Source organism: Streptomyces sp. NPDC002838 (assembly GCF_040295365.1).
Taxonomy (GTDB): domain Bacteria; phylum Actinomycetota; class Actinomycetes; order Streptomycetales; family Streptomycetaceae; genus Streptomyces.
In genome coordinates, this window is the sequence record NZ_JBEOVF010000030.1 from 58,801 (window position 1) to 82,728 (window position 23,928).

Genomic DNA, 23,928 nt, shown 5'->3' on the forward strand with positions numbered 1-23,928 from the left:
GCATGCGGTGGGAATTTCCGATTTCGGGCACGCGGGAGCCTTTTCGGGCGGGATTTGGATCGTAGGCTGCCGTTCATGTGCGGAATTGTGGGATACGTGGGGTCACAGTCGGCGCTCGAGATCGTCATGGCCGGGCTGAAGCGGCTGGAGTACCGGGGATACGACTCGGCGGGCGTCGCCGTGCAGGCGGACAGCGGGCTGGCGGCGGCGAAGAAGGCCGGGAAGCTGGTCAACCTGGAGAAGGAACTGGTCGAGCGTCCGCTGCCGACGGGGACGACGGGGATCGGGCACACGCGGTGGGCGACGCACGGCGGGCCGACGGATGCGAACGCCCACCCGCATATCGACAACGCCGGCCGGGTGGCCGTCGTGCACAACGGGATCATCGAGAATTTCGCGGTGCTGCGGGCCGAGCTGGAGGAGCGGGGGCATGTGCTGGCCTCCGAGACCGACACCGAGGTCGTGGCGCACCTGCTCGCCGAGGAGTTCTCCTCCTGCGCGGACCTGGCGGAGGCCATGCGGCTGGTGTGCCGGCGGTTGGAGGGGGCGTTCACGCTGGTGGCGGTGCATGCCGACGATCCGGACGTGGTCGTGGGGGCGCGGCGGAACTCGCCGCTGGTGGTGGGCGTTGGAGACGGCGAGGCCTTTCTCGCCTCGGACGTCGCCGCGTTCATCGCCCACACGCGGTCGGCGATCGAGCTGGGTCAGGACCAGGTGGTGGAGCTGCGCCGGGACGGGGTGACGGTGACGGGCTTCGACGGCCGTCCGGCGGACGTCCACTCGTACCACGTCGACTGGGACGCGTCGGCCGCGGAAAAGGGGGGCTATGACTACTTCATGCTCAAGGAGATCGCCGAGCAGCCCAAGGCGGTCGCCGATACGTTGCTGGGGCGCATCGACGCGTCCGGCTCGCTGACGCTGGACGAGGTGCGGATCCCTCCGGGGGTGCTGCGGGAGGTCGACAAGGTCGTCATCGTCGCGTGCGGTACGGCCTTTCACGCCGGGTTGATCGCCAAGTACGCGATCGAGCACTGGACGCGGATTCCGTGCGAGGTGGAGCTGGCGAGCGAGTTCCGGTACCGGGATCCGATTCTCGACCAGCAGACCCTGGTGATCGCCATCTCCCAGTCCGGCGAGACCATGGACACGCTGATGGCGCTGCGGCATGCCCGTGAGCAGGGTGCCAAGGTGCTGGCGATCTGCAACACGAACGGGTCGACGATTCCGCGCGAGTCGGACGCGGTGCTGTACACGCACGCCGGGCCGGAGGTGGCTGTCGCCTCGACGAAGGCCTTCCTGACGCAGCTGGTGGCCTGTTATCTGGTCGCCCTGTACCTGGGGCAGGTGCGGGGCACCAAGTGGGGCGACGAGATCGGCGCCGTCGTCCGGGACCTGTCGCACATCTCCGGCGAGGTGGAGCGGGTGCTGGAGACCATGGAGCCCGTACGGGAGCTGGCGCGCACGCTCGCCTCGAAGAACACGGTGCTGTTCCTCGGCCGGCATGTGGGGTATCCGGTGGCGCTCGAGGGCGCGCTGAAGCTGAAGGAACTCGCCTACATGCACGCCGAGGGCTTTGCGGCGGGGGAGTTGAAGCACGGGCCGATCGCGTTGATCGAGGAGGATCTGCCGGTGGTGGTGGTCGTGCCGTCGCCGCGCGGGCGGTCTGTGTTGCACGACAAGATCGTCTCCAACATCCAGGAGATCCGGGCCCGGGGTGCGCGGACGATCGTGATCGCGGAGGAGGGGGACGAGGCGGTGGTGCCGTACGCGGACCACCTGATCCGTATTCCGGCGACTCCGACCTTGCTTCAGCCGCTGGTCGCGACGGTGCCGTTGCAGGTGTTCGCCTGTGAGTTGGCCACGGCTCGGGGGAACGAGGTGGATCAGCCTCGGAATCTGGCGAAGTCGGTGACGGTGGAGTGAGGGGTCTTCAGGGCTTCGAGGAACGGGGTGAAGGCTCTGGGCGGGAAGGAGAGGGTTGCCCTGGCCGGGGCCTTTGAGTCGCGTATGGCTATGTTTGTGGGGGAGTTCGCGATCTCCACGCAGGCGTTGCCATCGTCGGGGCCTGAGTAGGACGACTTACGCCAGTTGCTCATGGGGTGCCTCACAGCTCCTTTGTCAGCCGGTGGATGAAGTCACGTGTCCGTTCCGGGTCGAGTGATACGGCTTCCACTGTACGGAAGCGCGTTCGAAAGATGCTGAGCTGCGCTTCGGAGTCGATGAAGGCCGAGCCATGGGGTACGTCACGGACCACCGTGTCGAGTTTGGGGACGGGACCGCCGTACGACATGGTGCTGGCGGCTCTGGCGAAGCCGTCCAGGGCGAAGGGGATGACACGCATGGTGATGTTGTCCGCTTCGGAGAGCTCCAGGAGTTTGGTGAGTTGAGCTCGGGAGGCCGCGCGGTCGCTGACCCTGATGCGTAGGGCCGCCTCATGGAGCACCAACTTGTACGGGATGCTGATCTGCTGGCGCCTCATCCGGTGCCGGACGCGCAACTCAAGTTCCTCGCTGGTAAGTTCGGGCACCCTGGCAGAGAACACCGCGCGGGCGTAGTCCTCAGTCTGCAGCAGGCCCGGCACGTACAGGATCGCCACTTCGTGCAGGAACGTGGCGTGGTGCTCCAACTCGGCCAGGTCCAGGAATGACGTGGGCAGTTGGCCCCGGTACTCCTCCCACCAACCGCGTGTACGGTCGGTGGCCATGACGACCAAGGCGTCGATGAACTCCCCGTCCGTGCAGGCGTAGTGGGACGCGAGGCGCCGTACCCGCTCCTCGCTCACGCCCACGAGCCCGGATTCGATGTGGCTCATCTGGACGCGATTCGCCCCAAGTAGCGCTGCTGCCTCGATGGCGGTGAGTCCTGCCGCCTCGCGCAGCCTGCGCAGTTCGATCCCCAGGCGCATCTGGCGTGCGGTTGGTTCGCGCCTCTGGACCATCGATTGCTCCTCGTTCGGGGACGGATTTCGCGATCAGCTTGCTCGGGGTTACAGGTTACCCGTACCGTCAGTGATGCGACGCACACGGAGCGGATTCGCACCGCCCCGTCCTGCCATGACGACTGCGGCAATGGCACCGCCCGCAGACCGCAACCCCCACCAACCGGAACGGAGTTCACGCATGCCCGAAATCGAGCCCTGGGAGTACTCCCTCTACATCCCGAACGACCTGCGCGCGGTCACCGTAAGCCGCCGTACCCTCCGCCTGATCCTGACGATGCACGGACTGATCGGCCTGGTGGACGTCGCGGAGCTCCTCGCGGCGGAGTTGGTCTCCAACGCCGTACGCCATACGAAGGGGCCGGCCGCCCTGCGGGTGTGCTGGTCGGCGGGGGTGTTGCGGATCGGGGCGTGGGACGCCGATCCTGAGCCGCCGGAAGCGCCGAGGTCGTTGGACGAGGGCGTCGAGTTGGAGGAAGGGCGGGGGCTGGCGTTGGTCCGGGCCTGTGCCGACGTATGGGGGTGGCAGCCGCTGGCCAGACATGGCAACCCGGGTAAGTACGTGTGGTGTGAGCTGGCCGCGGCTTGAACGGGCACCGTTGGCCGCCCGCTTCTTGGTCAGTGCCGTGCTTCCGCGAGCGGCGTCAAGGGGGCGGAGCCCCCGGGGGCGAGAAGTCCTCAGCGACTCCGCCGCGGGGCCCCCACCCCACCGCAACCGCACATCCTCACTCCACGACATCCCGCCAAGCCCCGGGCACAGCCGCCGCCACATCATGCGCCCCCACCGGCGCCCCACCCGCCGCGAACCTCCCCGCCAGCCCATGCAGATACGCGCCCACACTCCCCGCGTCCACCGCCGAAAGCCCGGCCGCCAGCAACGACCCCGCCAGCCCCGACAACACGTCCCCACTCCCCGCCGTAGCCAGCCAGCCGGTCCCCGTCGCGTTCACCCGCACCGCCCCGCCCCCGGAATCGGCCACCAGCGTCGTCGACCCCTTCAGCAGCACGGTCGCCCCGTATCGCCCCGCCAACTCCCGCACCGCGCCCAGCCGAGCCCCCTCGACCTCCTCGCGTGCCACCCCGAGCAACGCCGCCGCCTCCCCCGCGTGCGGAGTCATCAGTGTCGGCGCCGTACGCCCCCGCACCGCCCCGACCTCCGCCAGCCGCAACCCGTCCGCGTCGATCAGCACCGGCACGTCCGCCGCCAGCACCTCGGCCACGGTCGCCGCGTCCTCCCCGGCCCCCGGCCCGACGACCCACGCCTGCACCCGCCCCGCCCGCTTCGGCCCCTGGTCCGACACGAGCGTCTCGGGAAAGCGCGCGATCACGGCGTCCCCGGCGGGCCCGACGTACCGAACGGCCCCCGCGCCGCCCCGCAGGGCCCCTGCCACGGCGAGCACGGCGGCCCCCGGATAGCGCGCGGACCCGGCGGCGACACCGACCACGCCACGCCGGTACTTGTCGCTCTCCACGGCCGGCACCGGCAGCAGCCGGGCCACATCCGCGTGCTGCAACGCCTCCAATTCGGGTTCGGCGGGCAGCTCCAGCCCGATGTCGACGAGCCGAACCGACCCGGCGTACTCCCGCGCCGGATCGACCAGCAGCCCCGGCTTGTGCGTCCCGAAGGTGACGGTCAGGTCGGCCCGTACGGCCGCCCCGTGCACCTCGCCCGTGTCGACGTCCACGCCGCTCGGCAGGTCGACGGCGACGACGGCGGCCCGCGAGCGCTCCGCGGCGGCGGCCAACGGCACCGCGTCCGACCGCAGTCCGCCCTTCCCGCCGATGCCGACGATCCCGTCGACGACGAGATCGGCCCGGCCGATCAGCTCCTCGACGGCTCCCGTCCCGGCCACACTTCCGCCCGCCCGCCGCAACGCCGCCAGCCCTCCGGCATGGGCCCGCTCGGGCGCGAGCAGCACCGCCTTGACACCGGCGCCGCGCCGGGCCAGCCGGGCCCCGGCGTACAGGGCGTCGCCGCCGTTGTCCCCGCTGCCGACCAGCAGCACAACGCGGCTGCCGTACACCCGTCCCAGCAGGTCCGCGCAGGCGGCGGCGAGTCCCGCCGCCGCCCGTTGCATCAGCGCCCCGTCAGGAAGCCGTGCCATCAGCTCCCGCTCGGCCGCCCTCACCGTCTCCACGCTGTACGCAGTACGCATGCGATGAGTCTCCCGTAGATCGACGTCTCCCGTGGATGGCGAAAGACCAAACACGCCACACCCATTGACGCTTTGCCGCCGCTTTGCCAAACTCACCGCCCCCCACAGGATGAATCGATTCAGTCGAATTCGGTTCGACGAGATCGGTTCGAGGAGAGGACGCACCCGCATGCGACCCAGATCCGCTCGCCCCGCCCGACCCGTCCGGCGCCTGGCCACCGCGGCCGCCGCCGTCGCCCTCCTCACCACCGCGGGCGCCCTGACGGCCAACGCCGCCCCCACCGCCCCGGCCGCGGCGGCCCGGGCCGCCGCCTGCGGCGATGGCTCGTACCAGGCCGAAGCCGTCCTCAACGGAAGCACCTGGACCGCCCGTCGCGGCAGCAGCACCGTCTACACCGGCACCGACCTGCGCGCCGCCGTGCAGGCGGCCGTCAACAGCCTCACCGCCGGCCGCACCGCCAAGGAACGAGTCGTGGTCCGCGGCTCGGGATCGATGTCCGCCGGTTCGCGTATCTCGCTCCCCAGCTACACCGTCCTGGACGTCTGCGGCACCATCAACGTCACCGGCACCGGCTCCGGCGACCAGGCCCCGGTCTACTCCCGCGGCACCCGGGACGTCGAGGTCCAGCACCTGAACCTCACCGGCACCCCGCTGTACGGCATCTTCATGCGCAACGTGCAGAACGTGGTCCTCGGCCAGCTCGACATGCGCCTGTCGCGCGGCCTCGGCGTCCGCATCGACAACCGCGGCGACACCAGCCAGTGGACGAGGAACGTCCGGATCGACAACGTGTTCGTCTCCGGCGCCTCCAGCCACGCGGTGGAGACGTACGGCGTCGACGGCATCACCATCGGTACGGTCACCGCTCGCAACGTGGGCGAGTCGGGCCTGCTGCTGAACCAGACCATCAACGCGAACGTAACGAAGGTCGACGCGGAGAACGCGGGCACCGGCACGGGGTACGCCGCCTTCCGCATGGCCAACCGCAACGGCCGCGTGGGCAGCGGCTATCCGACCAACATCCGGGTCGGCGAAGTGATCGCACGCGGCGGCGGCCGGGGCGTGTTCTGTGTGTCGGAGAGCGGCGGCGCGACGATCAACAAGGTGACGATCTCCAACACCGGCAACAACTCGGTCCTGATCGAGAACTGCTACAACGTCAACCTCGCCGCCCAGAGCGGCACGGTCACCGGCGGCGGCGAGATCCGCCTGGCCGCACGCTCGGAGTTCCCGAACAACAAGGACATCACCATCCAGAACCTGACGGTGACCAACTCGGCGATACGGGAAAACCCCTGCGGCGAGAACACGACGTTCCGCAACATCACCCGCGTGAACAGCAGCCAGTCGATCTGCTGACGGCCGTCCGGGGTGGGGCCGCCACGGCCGGCGGGCCGGTGGCCTCACCCCTCCGCGATCACCACGGCCGAGGCTACCCCGGCGTCATGACTCAGCGACACATGCCAAGACTGCACGCCGAGTTCAGCCGCCCGCGCCGCCACCGACCCCGTCACCCGCAGCCGCGGCTGCCCACTGTCCTCGACGTACACCTCGGCGTCGGTCCAGTGCAGCCCCGGCGGAGCACCAAGGGCCTTCGCAAGAGCCTCTTTCGCCGCGAACCGCACCGCGAGCGAGGCGACACCGCGCCGCTCCCCGCTGGGCAACAGCAACTCACTGTCCAGGAACAACCGCCGTGCCAGCCCGGGCGTACGCTCCAGCGACGCCGCGAACCGCTCGATCTCGGCGACATCGATGCCGACCCCGATGATGCTCATGCCCAGCACCCTATGACCGGCGGCTCAGCCGACACGTGTCTCAGAGCCGGCTGCTGGCCTGCGGCGACTTCCCGCATCACTCGAGGCCTGAATCACGACACGGTCGGCGAATTCCCCACCTGAGTCGGCACCGAAGTGATCAACCTCAGCAATTGGTGGATGTGTTCCACCCCCACGCCGGAAAACCCCAGGTCAGCCGATCCACCCGGTGGAACACATCCTCCAGTCACGCGTGAAGCAGCCGGTCAGGGACCGCCAACCCGGCCTCCCGCTTTCCCGGCCGGGCCTTCGCCACCCACCACCCGACTCGGCCGGCCAAGAAGTGACCTCTCGTCAAAACGGGTGATCCGGCCGCGCGTCACCCCCTCCGCGGCCCGCCCCCGCGTTTCTCTGATCGCATGATCAGCAGACGTATCCTTCCCCGATTCGGTCCCCGACTCGTCCCCCGATGCCTCGCCGTCCTCCTCGTCGCAGCCACCGCGTTGCCCGCCACGACCGCCTGGGCCTCACCAGCGCCCCCCGCCCCGGCCCCCGCTCCCTCCCCCGACGCCGAGCTGGTTCCCGGCGTGCCGCCTGGGCCGTATCAGCCCTGGCAGGTCGATACGCCCGACCAGTTGCTCGCGCCGAAGGTGTACGTGCCCAGTGGTGAGGAGGACGCGGTCGAGCCGAGGGCCGCGGGGGAGGGGACGTACGCGCTCGTCGAGTACGTGCCGCTCGGCGACGCCGTCGCGCGCGTGGCGTGCAGCAAGCGGACCGGGCCCTATCAGCGGCAGGTCGAGCGGTGGCTGAAGCTCAAGGTGGACGGCAAGCAGTCGGCGGCCGACTGCCGGGCCGTCCGGGCCTTCCAGGTGAAGGAGAAGATCAAGCCGGCCATCGGGTTCGCCGGGCCCGTCACCTGGTCGACGATGCAGCTCATCTCCGCGAGGAAGAACCCGAACGCGGCGAAGAAGTGCCCGGTGCGGACCCATCGGGTCGCCTGTGTCGATCTCAGCCGTCAGCTGACCTGGGTGCAGAAGGGGGAGAAGGTCGTCTTCGGGCCCGTGCCGATGCGCAGCGGGCGGGCCGCGTATCCGACCCGGGGCGGATGGCACAAGATCTACTGGAAGCACAAGAACCACTGGTCGACGCTGTACCACACGCCGATGCCGTACTCCCAGTTCTTCAGCGGCGGCCAGGCCTTCCACGCCGTCTACGGCAGCATCCACACCACCGTCGGCTCCATGGGCTGCGTCAATCTGCGCCTCGGCGACGCCCGCAAGCTGTGGGACGTGCTGAAGACGGGCGACCGGGTGTACGTGTGGGGCCGCAGGTCGGGAAAGTAGGCGTCCACGGGACTGTCCGACCCCTCTGAGACACTGGGGGCGCCATGAATGAGACAGCTGCCCCGCGGACCGCACCCCTGCGTGCCCGTGCCGAGATCGACCTGGCCGCCCTGCGGGCCAATGTGCGGACCCTGCGCGCCCACGCGCCCGGGGCGGCCGTCATGGCCGTGGTGAAGTCCGACGGGTACGGCCACGGGGCGGTGCCGTGCGCCCGCGCGGCGGTCGAGGCGGGAGCGAGCTGGCTGGGCACCGCCACGCCCGAGGAGGCCCTCGCGCTGCGGGCCGCAGGGCTGACCGGACGCATCATGTGCTGGCTGTGGACGCCCGGCGGGCCCTGGCGCGAGGCCATCGAGGCCGGCCTCGACGTGGCGGTCAGCGGAATGTGGGCCCTGCGCGAGGTGACCGAGGCCGCCCACAACGCCCGTACACCCGCGCGCGTGCAGCTCAAGGCCGACACCGGGCTCGGGCGGGGCGGCTGCCAGCCGGGCGAGGACTGGGCCGAACTGGTCGGCGCCGCCCTGCGTGCCGAGCGCGAGGGGCTGCTCCGGATCACCGGCCTGTGGTCCCACTTCGCCTGCGCCGACGAGCCCGGGCATCCCTCCATCGCCGCCCAGCTCACCCGCTTCCGGGAGATGGTGACGTACGCCGAGGGCCAGGGCGTCCGCCCCGAGGTGCGGCACATCGCCAACTCACCCGCCACGCTCACCCTCCCCGAGGCCCACTTCGACCTCGTGCGGACCGGGATCGCCCTCTACGGCATCTCGCCCAGCCTCGAGATCGGCAGCCCCGCCGACTTCGGACTGCGCCCGGTGATGACGCTGTCGGCGTCCATCGCGCTGGTGAAGCGCGTGCCGGGAGGCCACGGCGTCAGTTACGGCCATCACTACGTCACTCCGGGCGAGACCACCCTCGGCCTGGTGCCCGTCGGCTACGCGGACGGCATCCCGCGGCACGCCTCCGGGACCGGCCCGGTACTGGTCGACGGCAAATGGCGTACCGTCGCCGGACGGGTCGCGATGGACCAGTTCGTCGTGGACTTGGGCGGTGACGAGCCCGGGCCGGGTGCGGAGGCGGTGCTGTTCGGGCCCGGCGACCGCGGCGAGCCCACCGCCGAGGACTGGGCGCAGGCCGCGGGGACCATCGCGTACGAAATCGTCACCCGGATCGGAACGCGCGTTCCCCGCGTCTATGTGAATGAGGAACAAACACCGGTGAGGGCGGGGCAGGACGGGTAACCCGAACGGGGCCCACAGAGGCAAGCAGTTCGGCCCCAACGGCAACACAGGTATCACCGGCATCACAACGAACAACGACCCGGCGAACCCGGCAGTCCGGCGAAGAGGAGCGGTACGTGAGCGAGAGCAGTGCGGAGTCCGTCGCGGACGCCGCCGCGGCCGTCGCCGCCGCCACGGGGGTGGCCGGAGGCTGGCGGCGGGCGACCGGCATCGCGGGCGTCGCGATAGGCGTGGTCGCCGCGGGCGCGGCCGCCGGCGTCGCCATAGAGCGGCTCACCGTCGGCCGTGGCATGCGCCAGAAGGCCCGGCTCGCGCTGGACTCGGCGGGACCGTACGGCGCGCTGCGCGGCACGCCCGGCAAGGCATACGGCGACGACGGCACCGAGCTGTACTACGAGGTCGACGACGTCGAACCCGAGGGCGGACCGGCACCCCGCAGGCGCCGGCTCTTCGGCCGCAAGGCCCCCGCCCCGGTCACCGTCGTCTTCAGCCACGGCTACTGCCTCAACCAGGACTCCTGGCACTTCCAGCGGGCGGCCCTGAGGGGCGTCGTACGGACCGTGCACTGGGACCAGCGCAGCCACGGCCGGTCCGGGCGGGGCGTGGCCCAGGTCCAGGACGGCGTGCCGGTCACCATCGACCAGCTCGGCCGCGACCTGAAGGCCGTCATCGACGCCGCCGTGCCGGAGGGGCCGATCGTGCTGGTCGGGCACTCCATGGGCGGGATGACCCTCATGGCCCTGGCCGACCAGTACCCCGAGCTGATCCGCGACCGGGTCGTCGCCGTCGCCCTCGTCGGTACGTCGTCCGGAGGGCTCGGCCAGGTCAACTTCGGGCTGCCGGTCGCCGGCGTCAATGCCGTACGGCGGGTGCTGCCGGGGGTGCTGAAGGCGCTGGGGCAGCAGGCCGCGCTGGTGGAGAAGGGGCGCCGGGCCACCGCCGATCTGTTCGCCGGGATCATCAAGCGGTACTCCTTCTCGTCCCGGGACGTCGATCCGGCCGTGGCCCGGTTCGCCGAGCGGATGATCGAGGGCACGCCGATCGATGTGGTCGCCGAGTACTACCCGGCGTTCAACGACCACGACAAGGCCGAGGCCCTCGCCCACTTCACGGACGTCCCGGTGCTCGTGCTGGCCGGCGTCGGCGACCTCGTCACGCCCAGCGAGCACAGCGAGGCCATCGCCGACCTGTTGCCGGACGCCGAACTGGTCCTGGTGCCGGACGCCGGGCACCTGGTGATGCTGGAGCACCCGGAAGTGGTCACCGACCGCCTCGCCGACCTGCTCACCCGCGCGGGTGCCGTGCCCGCAGGGGCTACCGTAAGTGGTTATGGAAGCACCAGCAGCACCGCACGACCCGGCTGAGACCGAGCTGACCGTCACCTCCCCCGAGCAGATGCGTGACCTGGGCCGACGTCTCGCCAAGCTGCTGCGCGCCGGCGACCTCGTGATGCTCACCGGGGAGCTCGGCGCGGGCAAGACGACGCTGACCCGGGGGCTGGGCGAGGGGCTCGGGGTGCGGGGTGCGGTCACCTCCCCGACCTTCGTGATCGCCCGCGTGCACCCCTCCCTCGGTGAGGGCCCGCCCCTGGTCCACGTCGACGCGTACCGCCTGGGTGGCGGGCTGGACGAGATGGAGGACCTCGACCTCGACGTCTCGCTGCCCGAGTCGGTGATCGTCGTGGAGTGGGGCGAGGGAAAGGTCGAGGAGCTGACCGACGACCGGCTGGAGGTCGTCATCCACCGGGCCGTGGGAGACACCACGGACGAGGTACGGCACGTGACGCTGACCGGGCTGGGGGAGCGGTGGGCGGCGGCGGACCTGAGCGTGCTGTCCGCCTGACTCATGCGGGTGACTCATGAATGTTCCGACAAGGCGTCGGCAAGATGTTGCGTTCGGCGTCTTGGCCGTGGTCACATGGTATCCAGTCCGTAGTTAGGTGTACCTAACTACGCCCGCCCCCGAACTTCAGGAGGCGTCCATGTCGGCCACCGAGAGCAAGCCGCAGTCACCGTCGCATCCCTATGAGGTCGTCGCCGGCGTGTCCATGCGAGACCTGCTGGCGTCGTGCGCCGCCGCGAAGGCGATCTCGACACCGCCGCGCGTACCCGACCCGGGGACGGTCCAGCGGCCCGCGGAGCACCCGAAGGCGGCCTAGGGCCCTTCTGATGGATCTCCGCAGCGTCGCCTGCGGAGATCCATCAGAAGGGCCCTAGAGCCTGTGCGGCGGTCCGGCGGACCATGCCGCAGACGCGGGGTCTGGCACGCCCATCTGCGGCGTTGTCCCGCCGGACAGGCCCTAGCGGATCACGACGACCTTCGCGCCGACCGTCGCGAACAGCCACATCGCGTGGCCGTCCGCCCGTGACTCGCGGATGCCGCCCGTCTGCACGGTCGGGTCGGGCACGGGCATAGAGCCGTCGACCGCCGCGCTGAAGCCGATCGTCACGCCGTTCACGCTGGTGAAGCGGACGACGTGCACGACGGGGGTGCCGTCGGTGCCGGTGACCGCGCTCGAGCGGGACGTGACCGTGTAGGTGCCCGGCGCCGGGTCGACGGTGCCGGGGGCGACCTCGAACATGCGCGTGACCTTCTCGCCCGGGCCGACCAGCCACACCCGGTCTTCGGCCAGCGAGTACACGACCCGTTCACCCGTACCGGACCCGGCGGGCGGCGGGGCGGGGTCCTTCGCGCTCCGGGGCGCCTTCGAGGCGGACACCGCAGGCGAACTGCCCGCGCGCGGCTTGCCGAGGTCGGCCGGGACGGTCGCGGAGGCCTGGTAGGCGAGGAAGCCGACGGCCGCGAGGGCCGCCACGGTGAGCCCGGTCACGATTCCGGCGCTGCTGCTTGCCACGGTCGCCCACCTCGTTGTCGTACACCTTGCTTCGTGGCGACGGTAGCAGCAGGTGACCGCCCGACCTGGGCGGCCGTGCCGGGCCTCAGGGCCCGTGTCGGACGTCCCGCCTGCCCCGCGACGCCCGGCACGCACTCCCTCACTGCCTCAAGGGCGTGGGGGGACCCCTAGGGCCCTCATCGAGGACGGCTCCGGCGCCTTGCGACCGCACGCACCGGACGCCGCAGGGCCCGCCCTCCGGGCGGACGACGGGACGTCCGACACGGGCCCTGATGAGCCGTAGGCTGTTTGCGTGCTCTTGCTCGCTCTGGATACCGCCACCCCCGCCGTGACCGTCGCGCTGCACGACGGTGCGGACGTCATCGCCTCGTCGAGCCAGGTGGACGCGCGCCGACACGGCGAGCTGCTGCTGCCGGCCGTCGACCGCGTGCTCGCCGAGGCCGGCCTCAAGCTCGACGCCGTCACCGGCATCGTCGTCGGCATCGGCCCCGGCCCCTACACCGGGCTGCGCGTCGGCCTGATGACCGCGGACACCTTCGGGCTCGCGCTCGGCGTCCCGGTGCACGGCGTGTGCACCTTGGACGGCCTCGCGTACGCGGCCGACATCGAGAAGGGCCCCTTCGTCGTGGCGACCGACGCCCGCCGCAAGGAGGTCTACTGGGCGAAGTACGCCGACTCACGCACCCGGCTGACCGACCCGGCCGTCGCCCGGCCCGCCGACATCGCCGACCAGGTGGCCGGGCTGCCCGCCGTCGGCGCGGGCGCGCTGCTGTACCCGGACACCTTCCCGAGCGCCCACGAGCCCGAGCATGTGTCGGCCGCGGCGATGGCGAGTCTGGCCGCCGAGAGACTTGCCGCCGGTGAGGAACTCCCGGCGCCCCGACCCCTGTACCTCCGCCGCCCGGACGCCCAGGTCCCCAAGAACTACAAGGTGGTCACCCCCAAGTGACCGAATCGACGACCGTGACCCCCCGGCTGCGCGAGATGCGCTGGTGGGACATCGACCCCGTACTCGAACTCGAACGGGCCCTCTTCCCCGAGGACGCCTGGTCGCGGGGCATGTTCTGGTCCGAGCTGGCCCACGCGCGCGGGCCGGAGGCGACGCGGCGGTACCTCGTGGCCGAGCAGGACGACAGAATCGTGGGGTACGCGGGTCTGGCCTCCTCAGGAGACCTGGCCGACGTCCAGACGATCGCCGTCGCCCGCGACCACCAGGGCACCGGCCTCGGCGGACGGCTGCTGACCGAGCTGCTGCGGGCCGCGACCGCCTTCGAGTGCGCCGAAGTGATGCTGGAGTGCCGGATCGACAACGTCCGCGCCCAGAAGCTCTACGAGCGCTTCGGCTTCGAGGCCATCGGATTCCGGCGCGGCTACTACCAGCCGGGCAACGTGGACGCCCTGGTGATGCGCCTGACCACAACATCCGACAGCGGCTCCGCCGCGGGACCAACCTCAGTACAAGGAACCGAGACCCATGGCTGACGAACCACTCGTCCTCGGCATCGAGACCTCCTGCGACGAGACCGGCGTCGGCATCGTCCGGGGCACCACCCTGCTGGCCGACGCCATCGCGTCCAGCGTGGACGAGCACGCCCGTTACGGCGGGGTCGTACCGGAGGTGGCCAGCAGGGCGCACCTCGAAGCGATGGTGCCGACCATCGACCGCGCGCTGAAGGAGGCGGGGGTGAGCGCGCGGGACCTGGACGGCATCGCGGTCACCGCCGGTCCGGGCCTTGCCGGGGCCCTGCTGGTCGGCGTCTCGGCGGCGAAGGCGTACGCCTATGCGCTGGGCAAGCCGCTCTACGGCGTCAACCACCTCGCCTCCCACATCTGCGTGGACCAGCTGGAGCACGGCGCCCTGCCGGAGCCGACGATGGCGCTGCTGGTGTCCGGCGGGCACTCGTCGCTGCTGCTGTCCTCGGACATCACCTCCGACGTACGGCCGATGGGCGCGACGATCGACGACGCGGCGGGGGAGGCCTTCGACAAGATCGCCCGCGTCCTGAACCTGGGCTTCCCGGGCGGGCCGGTCATCGACCGGTACGCCAAGGAGGGCGACCCCTCGGCCATCGCGTTCCCGCGCGGTCTGACCGGCCCCCGCGACCCGGCGTACGACTTCTCCTTCTCCGGCCTGAAGACGGCCGTGGCCCGCTGGATCGAGGCGAAGCGGGCGGCGGGGGAGGACGTCCCGGTGCGCGATGTGGCGGCCTCCTTCCAGGAGGCGGTCGTGGACGTGCTGACCCGGAAGGCGGTACGGGCCTGCAAGGACGAGGGCGTCGACCACCTGATGATCGGCGGCGGCGTGGCCGCCAACTCGCGGCTGCGGACCCTGGCCGAGGAGCGGTGCGAGGCGGCCGGGATCCGGCTGCGGGTGCCGCGGCCCAAGCTGTGCACGGACAACGGGGCGATGGTGGCCGCGCTGGGTGCCGAGATGGTGGCGCGGAACCGGTCCGCGTCGAGCTGGGAGCTCTCGGCGGACTCGTCCCTGCCGGTGACGGAACCGCATGTCCCCGGCCACGACCACGTGCACGAGGTCAGCAAGGAGAACCTGTACTCGTGACGGTCGCGTTGATGTGGGAGGCCCGGGCCGTGGACGGGCGGGGCGAGGAGCTGCTGGCCTGGGCGCGGGCGCAGGAGCTCACGCCGCGGCCCCTGCGCCGGGAGACCTTCCGGGCGCCGCAGGACCGGGTCCTGGTCATCACCTGGTGGGACGCGCCGTACGACGCCGAGTTGCCCGAGCTGCCGGAGCCGGACGAGGAGTTGGTCACCCGGGCAGTGCATCGGTGGCGGTTCGAGCCGGTGGCCGACGGCTGACCGAGAGCTCCCACGGACTGCTGTGGACATGACCCCGCCAGACGACCTTGCCGTGCCGACGCTCTCAGTTGACCTTCGGCGGCGGGAACCCGCGGACGACGCCCACCACCGTCGCGGCGACGGCAGTGGCGGCGAGGGCCGAAACGACCTCCCGCAACTGGTGGTGAACGTACCTGTCCATCGGATCCCCCGTGCTCCCGGCGCGGAGGATCACGCCACCCCCGACACCTCCGTCCCGCACCGCAACCGCCGGTCGGGGCCGAGCACCCGGTCAGGCCCGGTGAGCCTGAGCCGTGCTGTGTGGCGTACGTTCGCGCTGGACGCCGCCAACCGTAGTTCGAGGGCGCCCGGTTCAACCACTCGCCGGCCTGAACGGTCGGTGAACGCCGAGAGATCCGTATGGAACCGGAAGGTCACCCGGCTCGCTTCGCCCGGCGCCAGCTCAAGGCGCTGATAACCGATCAGGCGGACGTCCGGACGGGTCACCGACGCCACCGGATCGTGCAGGTACAGCTGCACGACCTCCGCGCCCGGCCGCTCGCCCGCGTTGCGGACCGTGAGCGACACGTCGTACGAGCCGTCCGTGCCGAGCTCCGCGGGCTCGGCGCCGCCCGTGAAGTCCTCCCACACGAAGTCCGTGTACGAGTGCCCGTGCCCGAACGGGTACAGCGGTGTCGGGTCCAGGTTGCTCACCTCGACCCGGAGGCCCAGCGGGGGCTGGAGGTAGGTCCAGGGCTGGCCGCCGGGGACGCGCGGGACGCTCACGGGGAGGCGGCCGGAGGGGTTGACGCGGCCCGACAGCACTCCCGCGACCGCCGGGCCGCCCTCCTCCCCAGGGAAGAAGGCCTGGACGACGGCGGCGAGCCGGCCGTCCCAGCGGCCGAGCGCGTAGGGACGGCCGGTCAGCAGGACCAGGACCACCGGGACGCCCGTCCCCACCAGCGTGTCCAGCAACTCCGCCTGAGCGCCCGGCAGCCGCAGGTCCGTCGCGTCGCAGCCCTCGCCCGACGTGCCCCGCCCGAACAGGCCCGCCCGGTCGCCCAGTACCGCCACGCACACGTCCGCCTCGGCCGTCCGCGCCACCGCCTCCTCGAAGCCCGAGGTGTCCGGGTCCGACACCCCGCAGCCCTCCGCGAACGTGACCTTCGCGTCGGGGAGTTCGGCCCGGAGGGAGTCCAGCAGCGTGGGGATGTCGATGCCCGTCGGTACCTCGGGGTGGTGGGGGAGGACGTGGGACGGGAAGGAGTAGCAGCCGAGCATCGCCAGCGCGTCCGCCGCCCGCGGACCGACGACCGCGATCCTCGTGTCCGGGGCCAGCGGCAGCAGGCCGTCCGGGTTGTCCAGCAGGACGACCGACTTCTCGGCGAGGCGGCGGGCCAGTGCGCGGTTCGCCGCCGAGTCGAGGTTGACCGGCCCGGTCGGCTCGGGCTCCCAGTCCTCGTCCAGCAGACCCAGTTCGCACTTCTGGAGCAGGACCCGGCGGGCCGCCCGGTCGATCAGGGACTCCGGGACCGCGCCCGTCCGGACCGCCTCCAGCAGCGGTTTGCCGTAGCACTTGAGCGTCGGGAGTTCCACGTCGATACCCGCCGCCAGTGCCGCGTGCGCGGCTTCCGCCTCGGTTCCCGCCACCCGGTGCAGGGTCTGCAGGAAGCCGACGCCGAAGTAGTCGGCGACCACCGTGCCGGTGAAACCCCACTGCTCTCGCAGGAGTTCGGTGAGCAGGGCGGGGTCCGCCGACGCCGGGACACCGTCCGTGTCGGTGTACGCGGCCATCACCGAACGGGCGCCGCCCTCGCGCAGGGCAAGCTCGAACGGCGGGAGCGTCACGTCAGCGAACTCCCGGATCCCGGCCCGCACCGGGGCCAGGTTGCGGGCGCCGGCCGAGGAGGCGTACCCGGCGAAGTGCTTGAGCGTGGCGATGATGCCGGTGGACTCGAGGCCGCGGACATAGGCGGCGGCGACCGTGCCGACCAGGTACGGGTCCTCGCCGATGGTCTCCTCCACCCGGCCCCAGCGCGGATCCCGTACGACGTCCAGGACGGGGGCGAGGCCCTGGTGGACGCCGACCGAGCGCAGGTCGTGGCCGATGCGCCGGGCCATCTCCTCGACCAGGGCGGGGTCGAAGGTGGCGCCCCAGGCGAGCGGGACCGGGTAGGCCGTCGCCCGCCAGGCCGTGAAGCCGGCCAGGCACTCCTCGTGGGCGATCGCGGGGATGCCGAAGCGGCCGGCCTCGGCGATACGCCGTTGGGCGCGGGCCAGAGCCTGTGCGCCAAGGGCCGGGTCCACGGGGGCCGTGCCGAAGGGGCGGGTGAGCTGGCCCAGGCCGTGGGTGATCAGCTCGTCCCAGTCGTACTCGGCGGTCATTTCGCGCTGGAGGGGGGCGACTTCGTCGCCGTCCGTGGTGGCGCCCACCCACACGCCGTACAGCTGGGCGGTCTTCTCCTCCAGGGTCATCCGGGAGAGGAGGTCGTCGACGCGGGCGGCGGCGGGCAGGGCGGGGTCACGCCAGGGCGCGGTGGTCATGAAACTCCTGTCGGGGTGGATGGCCCTCTCGCGAATGTTTCGAGATACAATTCGAATGTTTTGGGAACCTAGGGCGGTGAGAAGGGTTCGTCAAGAGGTCGCGCAGGGATACGATCGCCGCCATGACACCCCCGGAGCCCGGTGAAACCCGGACAACGCAGTCGACAGGGCCGACGACAGGACGGTCCGCGCAGACCGCGACCCTCGCCGAGATCGCGCGTGAGGCCGGCGTGTCCGCGCCGACAGTTTCGAAGGTCCTCAACGGCCGTGCCGATGTCGCCCCGGCGACCCGCAGCCGCGTGGAAGGGCTCCTGCGCGCCCACGGCTATCGGCGCCGCCGCGCCGAGGCGAGCCGTTCGCCCCTGATCGACCTCGTCTTCCACGAGCTGGAGAGCGCCTGGGCGATGGAGGTCATCCGGGGCGTGGAGAACGTGGCGCGGGACACCGGGCTGAGCGTGGTGCTGAGCGAGAGCGCCGGTCGGCTCACGCCGGGGCGGACCTGGGCCGACCAGGTCGCCGCCCGCCGGCCGCACGGCGTGATCCTCGTGCTGTCCGGGCTCGACGAGTCCCAGCGGGCCCTGCTGAACAGCCGGTCCATCCCCTTCGTGGTGATGGACCCGGCCGGCGACCCGGGCGCCGACGTGCCCTCGATCGGAGCCACCAACTGGCAGGGCGGGCTCGCCGCCACCCGGCATCTGGTCGAGCTCGGGCACACCCGCATCGGCGCGATCACCGGACCGTCCCGGATGATGTGCAGCCGCGCCCGGATCGACGGCTACCGTGCCGCCCTGGAGACCGCCGGGCTGCCGGTCGACCCCGAGCTGATCGCGGCCGGCGACTTCCACCACGAGGCCGGCTACCGGTGCGGCCTGGAACTGCTGCGCCGCCCGGACCGGCCCACCGCCGTCTTCGCCGGCAACGACCTCCAGGCGCTCGGGCTGTACGAGGCCGCTCGCGAGCTGGGGCTGCGCATCCCGGAGGACCTGAGCGTGGTCGGGTTCGACGATCTGCCGGTGGCGCCCTGGGTGGGGCCGCCGCTGACGACCGTGCGGCAGCCGCTGACCGAGATGGCCGAGGCGGCCGCCAAGCTGGTCCTCGACCTCGGTCGCGAGGAGGGGACGCCGGCGGCGACTCGGGTGGAGCTGGCGACCAGCCTGGTGGTGCGCGCCAGTACGGGAGCGCCCGGGGCGGGGTAGCAGGTAGGCGTGTTCCTGTATTGACGGGTGTGGTGCGGGCCCCCACACTGCTCCGAAGCCAATCGGTTGTTCAACCGAAACTTTCGGAGGCATCCGCAATGAGATCTCTGAGAACGGGCTTATCCCTGGCGTCACTCCTGAGCGGCCTCGCGATGCTGGGCACGCTGCTGGTCACGGCGCCCGCGGCGCACGCCGCCGACGCACCCCTGCGCGACCTGGCCGACGCCAAGGGCAAGGTCATGGGCACGGCGGTCACCGGCTCCAAACTCACCGGCACCTACGGCGAGATCGCCGGACGCGAGTTCAACGCGCTCACCCCGGGCAACGCCATGAAGTGGGGCTCGGTCGAGCCGACCCGGGGGAACTTCAACTGGGCCGAGGCCGACAGAATCGTCGACTTCGCCGAGGCCCACGGGCAGCAGGTACGCGGCCACACCCTGGTCTGGCACAGCCAGAACCCGAGCTGGCTGACGAACGGCAGCTGGACCCCCGCCCAGCTGAGCCAGCTGATGAACGACCACATCGCGCTGGAAGTGGGCCGCTACAAGGGCCGGCTGGCCACCTGGGACGTGGTGAACGAGCCGTTCAACGAGGACGGCACCTACCGGCAGACCCTCTGGTACAACGGCCTCGGCGCCGACTACATCGCCCAGGCCCTGACCGCCGCCCGCGCCGCCGACCCGTCCGCGAAGCTGTACATCAACGACTACAACGTCGAGGGCGTCAACGCCAAGAGCACCGCCCTGTACGACCTGGTCAAGTCCCTGAAGGAGCGCGGCGTCCCGATCGACGGGGTCGGTCTCCAGGCCCATCTGATCCTGGGCCAGGTCCCGTCCACGCTCCAGCAGAACATCCAGCGCTTCGCCGACCTCGGCGTGGACGTGGCGATCACCGAGCTGGACATCCGAATGCAGCTCCCGGCCACCGACGCGAAGTTGACGCAGCAGGCCGCCGACTACAAGTCGGTGCTCTCGGCGTGTGTGGCGGTCGCGCGGTGCGTCGGCGTCACCGTCTGGGGCTTCACCGACTCCGACTCCTGGATCCCGGACACCTTCCCGGGTCAGGGCGCGGCGACGCCGTACGACGAGAACTACGCGCCGAAACCGGCCTACCACGCGATCGCCGAAGCCCTCGGCGGGACCACGACACCGCCGACGGATGCCTGTACGGCGACGTACAGCGTCACCAGTCAGTGGAACACCGGTTTCACGGGGCAGGTGAGGATCGCCTGCTCGGGTGCCTCGCTGTCGTCGTGGAAGGCCGGCTGGACCTTCGGCGCGGGGCAGCGGATCACGCAGGCCTGGAACGCGACCTGTACGCAGTCAGGGGCGGCGGTCACCTGTTCCAACGCCTCGTACAACGGGACGGTTCCCAATGGCGGGTCGGTGACCTTCGGGTTCAACGGGTCGTGGAGCGGGAGCAATCCGGTGCCGGCGGTGACCCTGGGGTGAGCGGGGCCCGAGAAGTATGAGAAATTCCGAAGAAAACCGTCTCGCGATCCCGTCCCTAACATTCTCCTAATAATTCGGACTTATGTTCCTCTTGTGACCGGACACGCGGAGAACGGCGACGAGGGCAGACGAAGGGGCCGGCGGTCGAGAGCGCTCAAGGCCGCCGGTCTCACTCTCGCGGGCGCACTGGTGCTGGGCGCTGCCGTGGCGGGCTGGGCGTACTGGCACCTGAACAGCAACATCAAGAGCGTCGACATCAACAACGCGCTCGGCGACGACCGCCCGCCGAAGGCGGTGACCACACCGACCCCGTCCGGTACGGTCTCCGCCTCGCCGCTGCCCACCGGGTCCCTGAACATCCTGGTCCTGGGCTCGGACTCGCGCAGCGGCAAGGAGAACCAGGAGCTCGGCGGCGGCGACAGCGAGGGTGCCCGGTCCGACACGGCGATGGTCGTACACCTCGACGCGGGCCGTACGAAGGCGACCGTGGTCAGCATCCCGCGCGACACGCTCGTCACCCGCCCGTCCTGCCCGCTGCCGTCCGGGGGGTCGACGTCGGTGGCGTACAACTCCATGTTCAACAACGCGTACTCGGTGGGCGGGCCGGTGTGTGCGGTCAAGACGGTCGAGTCGATCACCGACGTGCGCATGGACCACTACATCGAGATCGACTTCGCCGGCTTCGCGCGGCTGGTGGACGCGCTCGGCGGGGTCACCGTCACCACGGACGAGGACATCGACGACGAGGACAGCCACCTGAAACTGGAGGCCGGCACCCATGATCTCGACGGCGCGCAGGCCCTCGCCCTGGCCCGCACCCGGCACGGCATCGGCGACGGCAGCGACCTCGGCCGCATAGGCCTCCAGCACAAGCTGGTGAAGGCGCTGCTGGAGCAGATCTCCGCGACGAACCTGTTGTCCGACCCCGCCAAGCTGTACCGGGTCGCCGACGCCGTCACCGGCAGCCTCACCACCGACACCGGCCTCGACTCGCTGACCGAGCTGATGCGCCTCGGCGAGAGCCTGCGGGGTCTGCCGGCGGACGAGGTGACCACGGTGACGATGCCGGTGCTGCCGGCGCCGTCGGACCGCAACCGGGTGGTGGCGGACGAGCCGGAGGCGGGGGAGTTGTGGGAGTCGCTGCGGTGAGGCCCGACGGCGTTCCCGTTCAACCCCGTTTCCCCAGCAGCCCGTCCACCACCGCGGCGAGCTGTTCGGCCACGTCGTAACGCGCCTTCAGCTCGTCCCAGTCGGCCGACAGGGCGGTCAGGCGGGGGAGTTCGGAGGCGTCCTCCTCGGTGAGAAGCGCGGGGAAGAAGGGCCTGCGGTCGGGGTCGGCGGCGCGGCGGGTGTCGGCGCGGTGGAAGACCAGGGCGCCGTGGACGACGTACCAGATGGTGCGGTAGGCGTGCAGCGCCCGTTCTGGGGTCAGTCCGCAGGCGATGGCCGAGTCGATGATCTCCTCCGGCATCCACAGCGCGTTCTTGTCCGTGAGGTCGCCGAGGCTCAGCACGTCGATGACCCAGACCACCTCGCTGAGGACCGCGTGCATGTGGACGGCGGTGGTCAGGATGCGATCGCGCGGATCCTCGGGGAGGGACGGGCGCGGAAACGTCGCCGCCATGCCCCGCAGCGTGAGCAGCAGCAACTCGTCCTTGTCGCGCACGTGGTGGTAGAGCGCCATCGGGGTCGCGCCGACCTCCTTGGCGACCCGGCGCATGGAGACCGCCTCGACGCCCTCCTCCTGGAGGATGCGCCGTGCCACGTCCACGATCTGCTCCGCGGCTATGCGCGGGGGACGTCCGACGGTTCGTTTGCGACCTGGGCGCGCGTTCTCTGTCACCCGGGCATTCTCTCGCGCCGCCCGCGGTCCACTCCTGGCCAATTCATATACACGTACAATAATCTGCCTCGCAGGGTGAACTCCCAGACAAGGACCTCCCGTTGGTCACTGCCGGCACTGCTCGCCGCGCAGTTCCGCCGACCGCGCCGGAGGCGCCCCACAGCCCAAGGGCGTGCGAACGGGCCGTACCTTCCGCGTAGTTGACGGCGATGAGCGCGAGCGCGACCGGGGCGAGCGCGGCGGCACCGGCGCCCTGCACGGCCCGTGCCGCGATCAACTGGCCTGGTTCCTGGGCGAGTCCGCCGACCAGGCCGGCCACGCCGAAGACGACGAAGCCGACCACCGGCACCCGGCGCCGCCCGGCGACGTCGGCGAGCCGTCCGCCGAGCATCAGCAGCCCGCCGAAGGCAAGGGACCGGCTGGCGGTCGGTCATGCTGGTCAACGTGCCGGTGGTGGTCGCCGTCCTGGCCGCCGTACGGTCCGCCGTGCCCGCCGACGACCGGCTCACCGACCGTGCCTCGACGCCATCGGCGCCCTGCTCGTCACCGGCGGGACCTCGCTGCTGGTCCTCGGCCCGGCGCGGACGGAGTCGTACGGCTGGACGGCCTGGCGGACGGCGGGCGCGCTCGGCGCGGCGGCGCTGTTGCTGGCCGCCTTCGCCGTGACGGAGAGGCGCGTACGGCAGCCGCTCCTGCGCCTCGCAATGCTCACGCAGGGGCCGGTGCTCGCGGCGAACGTCTTCGCGCTGCTGATGTCGGCGGGCCGGTTCGCGGCCTTCTTCTTCACCTCGCTGTACATGCGGCAGGTGCTCGGCTACGGCGCGACGACCGCCGGATGCGCGTTCCTGCCGTTCTGCGTGGGCGTCGTGGCCGGGTCGGTGATCGCGGCAGGGGCGGTCGGGCGGTACGGATCCGGGACGCTGCTGCTGGTGGGCGGGCTGCTCGGGGCCGTGGGGATCGCCTGGTTCGCGGCGGCGGTGGCGGTGGACGGCGGGTTCCCGCTGTCGATCCTCGGGCCGTCGGCGGTCGCGAGCGTCGGCATCGGCATGTGCTTCGTGCCGCTGGGGACGGCGGCGACGACGGGGGGCGCCCCGGCGGAGACGGGCATGGCGTCCGGGCTGCTCAACAGTTCGCGGCAGGTCGGTGGGGCGGTCGGGCTGGGTGTGCTGGGCACGGTGGCCCTGAGTGCCGGGGAGAGGGGCCCCAGGGGCTCGTCGACGGGTTCTCGACGGCGTACTGGGTGGCGGCGGGGCCGCTGGGGATGGCGGCGACGGCGGCCGGGGTCCTGTACGGAAAGGGCGGCCGACCTGCGGGAACGGGTGGCCGAGAAAATTCTTCGAAGAATTCCGGCGAGCGTGTCGATCCGGGGGTCTCCCGTTCGACGCAGGGGTGAGAGGCCGGGAAAGACCCGGCCCACCGATACGAGGAGTCACCATGCCCCGTTACCTGTCGCTCGTTCAGATCGACGAGAAGAGCATGCCCTCCGAGGGACCGAGCCCCGAGCTGATGCAGCGGATGGGCGAGCTGCTCGAGGAGATCACCAAGGCCGGTGTGATGCTCGACACCGCCGGCCTGCTCCCGAGCGCGCAGGGCACGCGGGTGCACCTGGCGGGCGGCGAACTCTCCGTCACCGACGGGCCCTTCACCGAGTCCAAGGAGGTCATCGGCGGTTACGCGATCATGCAGTGCAGGGACAAGGCCGAGGCGATCGAGTGGACCAAGCGGTTCCTCAAGGTCCACGGCGAGGAATGGACGATGACCTGCGAGGTGCGGGAGATCGAGGAGGGCTGATCCCGGCGCTCCTTGGCCAGGAGCGGCGC

General features: G+C 71.3%; 24 protein-coding genes and 1 pseudogene. 17 read left to right on the forward strand and 8 right to left on the reverse strand.

Translation table 11 applies throughout. From position 1 onward, the window contains the following. Positions 1 to 75: 75 nt before the first annotated feature. A complete protein-coding gene (gene glmS / locus ABT063_RS31965; RefSeq protein ID WP_351063131.1) occupies positions 76 to 1,923 on the forward strand; it encodes a glutamine--fructose-6-phosphate transaminase (isomerizing) in 1,848 nt (615 codons plus the stop codon). On the opposite strand, the gene ABT063_RS31970 is transcribed toward glmS, so the two are convergent. Both ABT063_RS31970 and ABT063_RS31975 read right to left on the reverse strand, forming a co-directional pair. After that, positions 1,884 to 2,096, reverse strand: coding sequence for a DUF397 domain-containing protein (locus tag ABT063_RS31970; protein ID WP_351063133.1), 213 nt, complete (start codon positions 2,094 to 2,096; stop codon positions 1,884 to 1,886). The genes glmS and ABT063_RS31970 overlap by 40 nt on opposite strands. An 8-nt stretch (positions 2,097 to 2,104) precedes the next feature. After that, positions 2,105 to 2,938 carry a helix-turn-helix domain-containing protein gene (locus ABT063_RS31975; RefSeq protein ID WP_351063135.1) on the reverse strand — a complete coding sequence of 278 codons (834 nt, stop codon included), beginning with the start codon at positions 2,936 to 2,938 and terminating at the stop codon, positions 2,105 to 2,107. A gap of 181 nt (positions 2,939 to 3,119) precedes the next feature. Between ABT063_RS31975 and ABT063_RS31980 the strand changes: the two genes are divergently transcribed. After that, the gene (locus tag ABT063_RS31980; protein WP_351063137.1) at positions 3,120 to 3,527 is read left to right on the forward strand and encodes an ATP-binding protein; all 408 of its coding nucleotides are present in this window, start codon (positions 3,120 to 3,122) and stop codon (positions 3,525 to 3,527) included. A 136-nt stretch (positions 3,528 to 3,663) separates the two neighbouring features. Here the strand turns inward: ABT063_RS31980 and ABT063_RS31985 are convergent, their stop codons facing one another. Continuing rightward, positions 3,664 to 5,094: an NAD(P)H-hydrate dehydratase gene (locus ABT063_RS31985; protein ID WP_351063139.1), complete on the reverse strand. Its 1,431-nt coding sequence runs from the start codon at positions 5,092 to 5,094 to the stop codon at positions 3,664 to 3,666. A gap of 169 nt (positions 5,095 to 5,263) precedes the next feature. On the opposite strand from ABT063_RS31985, the gene ABT063_RS31990 reads away from it, so the two are divergent. Then, positions 5,264 to 6,454 carry a hypothetical protein gene (locus ABT063_RS31990; protein ID WP_351063140.1) on the forward strand — a complete coding sequence of 397 codons (1,191 nt, stop codon included), beginning with the start codon at positions 5,264 to 5,266 and terminating at the stop codon, positions 6,452 to 6,454. A 44-nt stretch (positions 6,455 to 6,498) separates the two neighbouring features. Here the strand turns inward: ABT063_RS31990 and ABT063_RS31995 are convergent, their stop codons facing one another. Further along, complete coding sequence (locus ABT063_RS31995; RefSeq protein WP_351063142.1) at positions 6,499 to 6,870, reverse strand: holo-ACP synthase; 372 nt, start codon at positions 6,868 to 6,870, stop codon at positions 6,499 to 6,501. Between the two features lie 398 nt (positions 6,871 to 7,268). Between ABT063_RS31995 and ABT063_RS32000 the strand changes: the two genes are divergently transcribed. From ABT063_RS32000 to ABT063_RS32020, 5 genes are all read left to right on the forward strand, one after another. Next, positions 7,269 to 8,192, forward strand: a complete 924-nt coding sequence (locus ABT063_RS32000) for a L,D-transpeptidase family protein (protein WP_351063144.1) — start codon at positions 7,269 to 7,271, stop codon at positions 8,190 to 8,192. Between the two features lie 44 nt (positions 8,193 to 8,236). After that, on the forward strand, positions 8,237 to 9,427 hold the full coding sequence (gene alr / locus ABT063_RS32005) for an alanine racemase (protein ID WP_351063146.1): 1,191 nt from the start codon (positions 8,237 to 8,239) through the stop codon (positions 9,425 to 9,427). Positions 9,428 to 9,543: 116 nt separating this feature from the next. Beyond that, positions 9,544 to 10,791, forward strand: coding sequence for an alpha/beta fold hydrolase (locus tag ABT063_RS32010; protein WP_351063148.1), 1,248 nt, complete (start codon positions 9,544 to 9,546; stop codon positions 10,789 to 10,791). Next, entirely contained in the window at positions 10,757 to 11,269 is a 513-nt protein-coding gene (gene tsaE / locus ABT063_RS32015) for a tRNA (adenosine(37)-N6)-threonylcarbamoyltransferase complex ATPase subunit type 1 TsaE (RefSeq protein WP_351063150.1), read from the forward strand. Before ABT063_RS32010 ends, tsaE begins: the two co-directional genes overlap by 35 nt. 139 nt (positions 11,270 to 11,408) lie before the next feature. Further along, a complete protein-coding gene (locus ABT063_RS32020) occupies positions 11,409 to 11,585 on the forward strand; it encodes a hypothetical protein (RefSeq protein WP_351063152.1) in 177 nt (58 codons plus the stop codon). A gap of 141 nt (positions 11,586 to 11,726) precedes the next feature. On the opposite strand, the gene ABT063_RS32025 is transcribed toward ABT063_RS32020, so the two are convergent. Further along, entirely contained in the window at positions 11,727 to 12,281 is a 555-nt protein-coding gene (locus ABT063_RS32025; RefSeq protein ID WP_351063154.1) for a hypothetical protein, read from the reverse strand. A gap of 292 nt (positions 12,282 to 12,573) precedes the next feature. Between ABT063_RS32025 and tsaB the strand changes: the two genes are divergently transcribed. From tsaB to ABT063_RS32045, 4 genes are read left to right on the forward strand one after another with little or no spacing between them, the layout of a single operon-like run. Then, on the forward strand, positions 12,574 to 13,230 hold the full coding sequence (gene tsaB / locus ABT063_RS32030; RefSeq protein WP_351063156.1) for a tRNA (adenosine(37)-N6)-threonylcarbamoyltransferase complex dimerization subunit type 1 TsaB: 657 nt from the start codon (positions 12,574 to 12,576) through the stop codon (positions 13,228 to 13,230). A gap of 35 nt (positions 13,231 to 13,265) precedes the next feature. After that, complete coding sequence (gene rimI, locus ABT063_RS32035) at positions 13,266 to 13,763, forward strand: ribosomal protein S18-alanine N-acetyltransferase (protein WP_351063229.1); 498 nt, start codon at positions 13,266 to 13,268, stop codon at positions 13,761 to 13,763. Then, positions 13,756 to 14,841, forward strand: coding sequence for a tRNA (adenosine(37)-N6)-threonylcarbamoyltransferase complex transferase subunit TsaD (gene tsaD, locus ABT063_RS32040; RefSeq protein ID WP_351063158.1), 1,086 nt, complete (start codon positions 13,756 to 13,758; stop codon positions 14,839 to 14,841). The genes rimI and tsaD overlap by 8 nt, the downstream gene beginning before the upstream one ends. Then, positions 14,838 to 15,095 (forward strand): hypothetical protein, encoded by a 258-nt coding sequence (locus tag ABT063_RS32045; RefSeq protein WP_351063160.1) that lies wholly within the window; start codon positions 14,838 to 14,840, stop codon positions 15,093 to 15,095. Before tsaD ends, ABT063_RS32045 begins: the two co-directional genes overlap by 4 nt. A gap of 210 nt (positions 15,096 to 15,305) precedes the next feature. Here ABT063_RS32045 and ABT063_RS32050 read toward each other — a convergent pair whose 3' ends face one another. After that, the gene (locus ABT063_RS32050) at positions 15,306 to 17,618 is read right to left on the reverse strand and encodes a beta-xylosidase/alpha-l-arabinosidase (RefSeq protein WP_351063162.1); all 2,313 of its coding nucleotides are present in this window, start codon (positions 17,616 to 17,618) and stop codon (positions 15,306 to 15,308) included. A 122-nt stretch (positions 17,619 to 17,740) separates the two neighbouring features. On the opposite strand from ABT063_RS32050, the gene ABT063_RS32055 reads away from it, so the two are divergent. The 3 genes from ABT063_RS32055 (at position 17,741) to ABT063_RS32065 (ending at position 21,414) form a co-directional block, all read left to right on the forward strand. Next, entirely contained in the window at positions 17,741 to 18,814 is a 1,074-nt protein-coding gene (locus ABT063_RS32055) for a LacI family DNA-binding transcriptional regulator (RefSeq protein WP_351063164.1), read from the forward strand. A 98-nt stretch (positions 18,815 to 18,912) separates the two neighbouring features. Further along, complete coding sequence (locus ABT063_RS32060) at positions 18,913 to 20,265, forward strand: glycoside hydrolase family 10 protein (protein ID WP_351063166.1); 1,353 nt, start codon at positions 18,913 to 18,915, stop codon at positions 20,263 to 20,265. A gap of 93 nt (positions 20,266 to 20,358) precedes the next feature. After that, positions 20,359 to 21,414, forward strand: coding sequence for an LCP family protein (locus tag ABT063_RS32065; protein ID WP_351063168.1), 1,056 nt, complete (start codon positions 20,359 to 20,361; stop codon positions 21,412 to 21,414). A gap of 19 nt (positions 21,415 to 21,433) precedes the next feature. On the opposite strand, the gene ABT063_RS32070 is transcribed toward ABT063_RS32065, so the two are convergent. Together ABT063_RS32070 and ABT063_RS32075 are read right to left on the reverse strand one after the other, a co-directional pair. Further along, positions 21,434 to 22,108, reverse strand: coding sequence for a TetR/AcrR family transcriptional regulator (locus ABT063_RS32070; protein WP_351063169.1), 675 nt, complete (start codon positions 22,106 to 22,108; stop codon positions 21,434 to 21,436). Between the two features lie 43 nt (positions 22,109 to 22,151). Next, positions 22,152 to 22,499 carry an MFS transporter gene (locus ABT063_RS32075; protein WP_351063171.1) on the reverse strand — a complete coding sequence of 116 codons (348 nt, stop codon included), beginning with the start codon at positions 22,497 to 22,499 and terminating at the stop codon, positions 22,152 to 22,154. A 172-nt stretch (positions 22,500 to 22,671) separates the two neighbouring features. Between ABT063_RS32075 and ABT063_RS32080 the strand changes: the two are divergent. Beyond that, positions 22,672 to 23,205, forward strand: a pseudogene (locus ABT063_RS32080) (MFS transporter); the annotation flags it as partial. 337 nt (positions 23,206 to 23,542) lie between these two features. Then, complete coding sequence (locus ABT063_RS32085; protein WP_351063173.1) at positions 23,543 to 23,899, forward strand: YciI family protein; 357 nt, start codon at positions 23,543 to 23,545, stop codon at positions 23,897 to 23,899. Positions 23,900 to 23,928 lie beyond the last annotated feature (29 nt).

Bases quoted from the DNA above. Each gene is read 5' to 3' on its own strand.
- ABT063_RS31995 (WP_351063142.1), bottom strand. From the start codon at position 6,870: ATGAGCATCATCGGGGTCGGCATCGATGTCGCCGAGATCGAGCGGTTC.
- ABT063_RS32085 (WP_351063173.1), top strand. From the start codon at position 23,543: ATGCCCCGTTACCTGTCGCTCGTTCAGATCGACGAGAAGAGCATGCCC.
- tsaD (WP_351063158.1), top strand. From the start codon at position 13,756: ATGGCTGACGAACCACTCGTCCTCGGCATCGAGACCTCCTGCGACGAG.
- ABT063_RS31975 (WP_351063135.1), bottom strand. From the start codon at position 2,938: ATGGTCCAGAGGCGCGAACCAACCGCACGCCAGATGCGCCTGGGGATC.
- ABT063_RS31980 (WP_351063137.1), top strand. From the start codon at position 3,120: ATGCCCGAAATCGAGCCCTGGGAGTACTCCCTCTACATCCCGAACGAC.
- ABT063_RS32055 (WP_351063164.1), top strand. From the start codon at position 17,741: ATGACACCCCCGGAGCCCGGTGAAACCCGGACAACGCAGTCGACAGGG.
- ABT063_RS32020 (WP_351063152.1), top strand. From the start codon at position 11,409: ATGTCGGCCACCGAGAGCAAGCCGCAGTCACCGTCGCATCCCTATGAG.
- rimI (WP_351063229.1), top strand. From the start codon at position 13,266: ATGCGCTGGTGGGACATCGACCCCGTACTCGAACTCGAACGGGCCCTC.
- ABT063_RS32060 (WP_351063166.1), top strand. From the start codon at position 18,913: ATGAGATCTCTGAGAACGGGCTTATCCCTGGCGTCACTCCTGAGCGGC.
- ABT063_RS31985 (WP_351063139.1), bottom strand. From the start codon at position 5,094: ATGCGTACTGCGTACAGCGTGGAGACGGTGAGGGCGGCCGAGCGGGAG.
- ABT063_RS32050 (WP_351063162.1), bottom strand. From the start codon at position 17,618: ATGACCACCGCGCCCTGGCGTGACCCCGCCCTGCCCGCCGCCGCCCGC.
- ABT063_RS32000 (WP_351063144.1), top strand. From the start codon at position 7,269: ATGATCAGCAGACGTATCCTTCCCCGATTCGGTCCCCGACTCGTCCCC.
- glmS (WP_351063131.1), top strand. From the start codon at position 76: ATGTGCGGAATTGTGGGATACGTGGGGTCACAGTCGGCGCTCGAGATC.
- ABT063_RS31990 (WP_351063140.1), top strand. From the start codon at position 5,264: ATGCGACCCAGATCCGCTCGCCCCGCCCGACCCGTCCGGCGCCTGGCC.
- ABT063_RS32075 (WP_351063171.1), bottom strand. From the start codon at position 22,499: ATGCTCGGCGGACGGCTCGCCGACGTCGCCGGGCGGCGCCGGGTGCCG.
- ABT063_RS31970 (WP_351063133.1), bottom strand. From the start codon at position 2,096: ATGAGCAACTGGCGTAAGTCGTCCTACTCAGGCCCCGACGATGGCAAC.
- tsaE (WP_351063150.1), top strand. From the start codon at position 10,757: ATGGAAGCACCAGCAGCACCGCACGACCCGGCTGAGACCGAGCTGACC.
- alr (WP_351063146.1), top strand. From the start codon at position 8,237: ATGAATGAGACAGCTGCCCCGCGGACCGCACCCCTGCGTGCCCGTGCC.